The sequence below is a fragment of the Mesorhizobium sp. M4A.F.Ca.ET.050.02.1.1 genome (assembly GCF_003997725.1).
GTDB lineage: Bacteria > Pseudomonadota > Alphaproteobacteria > Rhizobiales > Rhizobiaceae > Mesorhizobium.
Genome location: NZ_RZSG01000546.1, coordinates 1 through 4110 on the forward strand (window position 1 = coordinate 1; position 4110 = coordinate 4110).

The following is a 4110-nucleotide window of genomic DNA, read 5'->3' on the forward strand; positions in this document are numbered from 1 at the left end:
GAACATATTCGGCGGCGATACAAGAGGGCAAACGCGACGGCAAGCCATCCTATGTCGCAGGGCCATTCCTCGCCAAATTGTCCGTCGCCGGTTTTCCGCGTGAAATCCGCTGCATGCCAACGCCGTTCACGCAGTTGGTTATTGACAGCACAAGAGGGCCAATTACTGTCACTGACAGTGAAATTTGTTTCGCTAGGGAAAATGAGAACGGGAGACCCGCCATGAACAGTCGCGTTGCCGTCATCGGAGCAGGACCCTCGGGTTTGGCTCAGCTTCGAGCCTTCAAGTCGGCCGCCGATAAGGGCGCCGAGATTCCGGAAGTCGTCTGCTTCGAGAAGCAGTCCGACTGGGGCGGCCTGTGGAACTACACCTGGCGTACCGGGCTCGACGAGCATGGCGACCCCGTGCATGGCTCGATGTACCGCTATCTCTGGTCGAACGGGCCGAAGGAATGCCTCGAATTCGCCGACTACACCTTCGAGGAGCATTTCGGCCGGCCGATCGCCTCCTATCCGCCGCGCGCTGTGCTCTGGGATTACATCAAGGGCCGCGTCGAAAAATCAGGCGTGCGCAAATGGGTGCGCTTCAACACGCCGGTGCGCATGGTCACCTATTCCGATGCGACGAAGAAATTCACCGTCACCGCGCATGACCGCAGCAATGACGTCACCTACTCGGAAGAGTTCGACAATGTCGTCGTCGCCTCCGGGCATTTCTCGGTGCCCAACGTGCCGTTCTTCGAGGGGTTCGCCACTTTCAACGGCCGCATCCTGCACAGCCACGACTTCCGCGACGCCATGGAGTTCAAGGGCAAGGACATCTTGATCATCGGTCGCTCCTATTCGGCAGAGGACATCGGTTCGCAGTGCTACAAATACGGCGCCAAGTCGATCACCTCCAGCTACCGCTCGAAGCCGATGGGCTTCAAATGGCCGGAGAACTGGAAGGAGGTGCCGCTGCTGCAGAAAGTCGTCGGCAAGACCGCGCTTTTCAAGGACGGCACCACCAAGGAGGTCGACGCCATCATCCTGTGCACCGGCTATTTGCATTCCTTCCCCTTCCTCACCGACGACCTCAAGCTCAAGACCGCAAACCGCATGTGGCCGCTGGACCTCTACGAGGGCGTCGTCTGGGAGAAGAATCCGAAGCTGTTCTATATCGGCATGCAGGACCAGTTCTACACCTTCAACATGTTCGACGCGCAGGCCTGGTACGCGCGCGACGTCATCATGGGCCGCATCAAGCTGCCGTCGGCCGAGGTGATGGCCGAGCATAGCGCCAAGTGGCGCGCGCGCGAGGAGACGCTGGAGGACGCCGAGCAGATGATCTGGTTCCAGGGCGACTACACCAAAGAGCTGATGGACCAGACCGACTATCCGGGCTTCGATGTCGAGGCGGTCAACCACACTTTCATGGAGTGGGAGCATCACAAGGTGGAGGACATCATGGGCTTCCGCGACCATGCCTACCGCTCGCTGATGACCGGCACCATGGCGCCGCTGCACCATACGCCATGGCTGCAGGCGCTGGACGATTCCATGGAGAGCTATCTTGAGGTGAAGGGCGTCGCGGCGGAGTAACGCTTTCGCGACCAGGCGCGCTTGCCGTCAGCCCGGCACGGCGACCCAGCCGTGCCGGCGCTGGTCGAAAACCGACCGCGTCGGCGCCGGAAACGATGGGTCGGCGAAACAGCCGACGGCAACGGCGACCGCCGCCGGCCGTCGCGACGGATACCAGAACACCGTCGAGCCGCACGTTCCGCAGAAGTGGAAGGCGATGGGACAGCCGCTGTCCGAATCGCGCTGGAATGTCCGCGACGACCCGGTGATCTCGGTCGTTGCGGCATCGACGAAGGCCGCTACGCCGAACGGGCTGCCGGTCCGCCGCTGACAGTCCAGGCAATGGCAAAGCGACACTATGTCGGGCTCCCGCTGGCAGCGGATCTGCAATTGGCCGCAGGCGCAGCTGGCTATCCGGCTGGTCATACTCTCTCTCCTTTGGGTGGTTTTGGCGCTTTGGGTTTTACCCCAGCCTCGCCCTGGCTTTCGCGGTCCAGGCGTTGAACAGCCGGTCGGCGACGATGCCGATGAAGGCGATCGCCAGGCCGGCCACGATGCCGCGGCCGGAATCGGCTTTGGACAGCGCGATGAACACCTCCTGGCCAAGGTCGCGCGTGCCGATCATGGCGCAGATGATGATCATCGCCAATGCCATCAGGATCGTCTGGTTGACGCCGAGCATGATCTCGGGCAGCGCCAGCGGCAGTTGTACCCGGAAGAAGGTCTGGCGCGGCGTGCAGCCCGAAACCTTCGCCGCCTCGATCAGCGCCGGCGGCACCTGGCGGATGCCGTGGTTGGTGTAGCGGATTGCCGGCACGACGGCGAAGGCTATCGTCGCGATCATCGCGGTGACGTCGCCGACGCGGAACAGCATCACCACCGGGATGATGAAGCAGAAGGACGGCAGCACCTGCAGCGTGTCGATGATCGGCGTGACGATCTTCTCGAAGCGCTCGCTGCGCGCGGCGGCAAAGCCGATCGGAATGCCAATCAGGCAGGAGATGAAGGCCGAGATGCCGCAGAGATAGACCGTCGCCATGGTCTTTTCCCAGAGCCCGGTGACCGCGCAGAAGGCGGTGAGACCCGCGACCAGCGCGGCAAGCCGCGAGCCGCCGAGCTGGTAGCCGGCAAGGCCGAGCAGGAACACAGCGCCAAGCCACGGAAAACCCTCGCAAAAGGCGCGCACGGGATTGAGCACGTTGAGGATAAGCGCCACGCGGAAGGCCTCGATCGTGTCGAAGAAATTGATCGTCACCCAGTTCACCGCCGCCTTCCACAACGGCGCCGTCGTGAAGGTGATCGCTTTCGGCACCGCCGCGAAGCTGGGCACCAACAGGCTGAGCAGCGTGGTGACGACAAGAATGGCGACAGCCCACGTCAGGTTGGGATAGCGCCGCCAGAAATTCGGGCTAGCCGCCTGGTGCGTCTGACCCATCGCGTGGTTGTGGGCGATCGCCTGGCTCAGCCGGTCGAGCGCGATGGCCAAGGCGACGATGGCGAGGCCGGCCTCCATCGCTTCGCCGACCTTCAGCGCCCTCAGCGCCAGCAGCACGTCATAGCCGAGGCCGCCGGCGCCGATCATCGAGGCGATGATCACCATGTTCAGGGCCAGCATAATGACCTGGTTGACGCCGACCATCAGCGTTGGCCGCGCCGAGGGCAGAAGCACGCGCCACAGTTTCTGCCTGGCCGTGCAGCCGGCCATCTCGCTGAACTCGTCGATCTCCGATGGCACGCGCTGCAGGCCGAGCATCGTCGCCCGCACCATCGGCGGCGTGGCAAAGATGGCGGTGGCGATCATCGCCGACACCGGGCTGTTGCCGAACAGGAGCAGCATCGGGATCAGATAGGCGAAGGTTGGAATGGTCTGCATCAGGTCGAGGGCAGGGGAGACGACGAACCTCTCCGCCCAGGGCTTGCGCCAGGCCCAGATGCCGACGAACAGGCCGGTGACGATGCAGAACGGCACCGCGATCGAGATCAACGCCAGCGTCAGCATGGCGCTGGTCCACTGGCCGAACAGCGCGACATAGGCAAAGCAGCCGCCGACCAGCACACCCAACTTCCAGCCGCCGGCGGCGCGGCCGGCGAGGAACGCCGCAACGCATACGCCGAGCCAGGACAGGCGCGGCAGGATGAAGGCATCCGCGCCATGGCCGATCTTGAAGTTCTTGGCCAGAAGATTGAGCGCGAAATCGAGCGGCACGCCAAGCACCGCCGTGATCGAGCGCGTCAGCCAGGAGAAGTTCGTCTTTATCCACTTCATCAGGTCGCTGATCCAGTCGGCGACCGGAATGACGGCGTCGGCCGGATAGTTGACCGCCCAGGGCACTTTGTCCTCGAGCAGGAACACGACCAGCACCGCGAGAAGCGCCAGCGCCCAGATCGCCAGCCAGCGCTGGACCGGCGGCCTGGCTTCGCTGACGCTCGCCGTCACCGTCATGCGCCGGCTCCGCTGCGCTCGATGCCGGCCAGCAGGTCGATCACCGCTTGCGGCGTCACTTCGCCGATCGGCTTGCCGCTGCCGTTGATCACGGCGAAGGGCTTGCCG

General features: G+C 63.7%; 3 protein-coding genes and 1 pseudogene. 1 reads left to right on the forward strand and 3 read right to left on the reverse strand.

Going from position 1 to position 4110, the window contains the following annotated elements; translation table 11 throughout:
- The first annotated feature begins 221 nt into the window (after window positions 1–221).
- A complete protein-coding gene (locus tag EOA33_RS26520) occupies window positions 222–1580 on the forward strand; it encodes an NAD(P)/FAD-dependent oxidoreductase (RefSeq protein ID WP_127406981.1) in 1359 nt (452 codons plus the stop codon).
- A gap of 27 nt (window positions 1581–1607) precedes the next feature.
- On the opposite strand, the gene EOA33_RS26525 is transcribed toward EOA33_RS26520, so the two are convergent.
- The 3 genes and pseudogenes from EOA33_RS26525 to EOA33_RS40825 form a co-directional block, all read right to left on the reverse strand.
- Complete coding sequence (locus EOA33_RS26525) at window positions 1608–1985, reverse strand: GFA family protein (RefSeq protein ID WP_127406982.1); 378 nt, start codon at window positions 1983–1985, stop codon at window positions 1608–1610.
- Between the two features lie 37 nt (window positions 1986–2022).
- Window positions 2023–4002: an ABC transporter permease subunit gene (locus tag EOA33_RS26530; RefSeq protein ID WP_127406983.1), complete on the reverse strand. Its 1980-nt coding sequence runs from the start codon at window positions 4000–4002 to the stop codon at window positions 2023–2025.
- Window positions 3999–4110: pseudogene (locus tag EOA33_RS40825) on the reverse strand (glycine betaine/L-proline ABC transporter ATP-binding protein); the annotation flags it as partial. The pseudogene EOA33_RS40825 and the gene EOA33_RS26530, both read right to left, overlap by 4 nt.

What these genes read in the sequence shown, in the direction of transcription:
- EOA33_RS26520 (WP_127406981.1), top strand. Translation starts at nt 222, where the DNA reads ATGAACAGTCGCGTTGCCGTCATCGGAGCAGGACCCTCGGGTTTGGCT.
- EOA33_RS26525 (WP_127406982.1), bottom strand. Translation starts at nt 1,985, where the DNA reads ATGACCAGCCGGATAGCCAGCTGCGCCTGCGGCCAATTGCAGATCCGC.
- EOA33_RS26530 (WP_127406983.1), bottom strand. Translation starts at nt 4,002, where the DNA reads ATGACGGTGACGGCGAGCGTCAGCGAAGCCAGGCCGCCGGTCCAGCGC.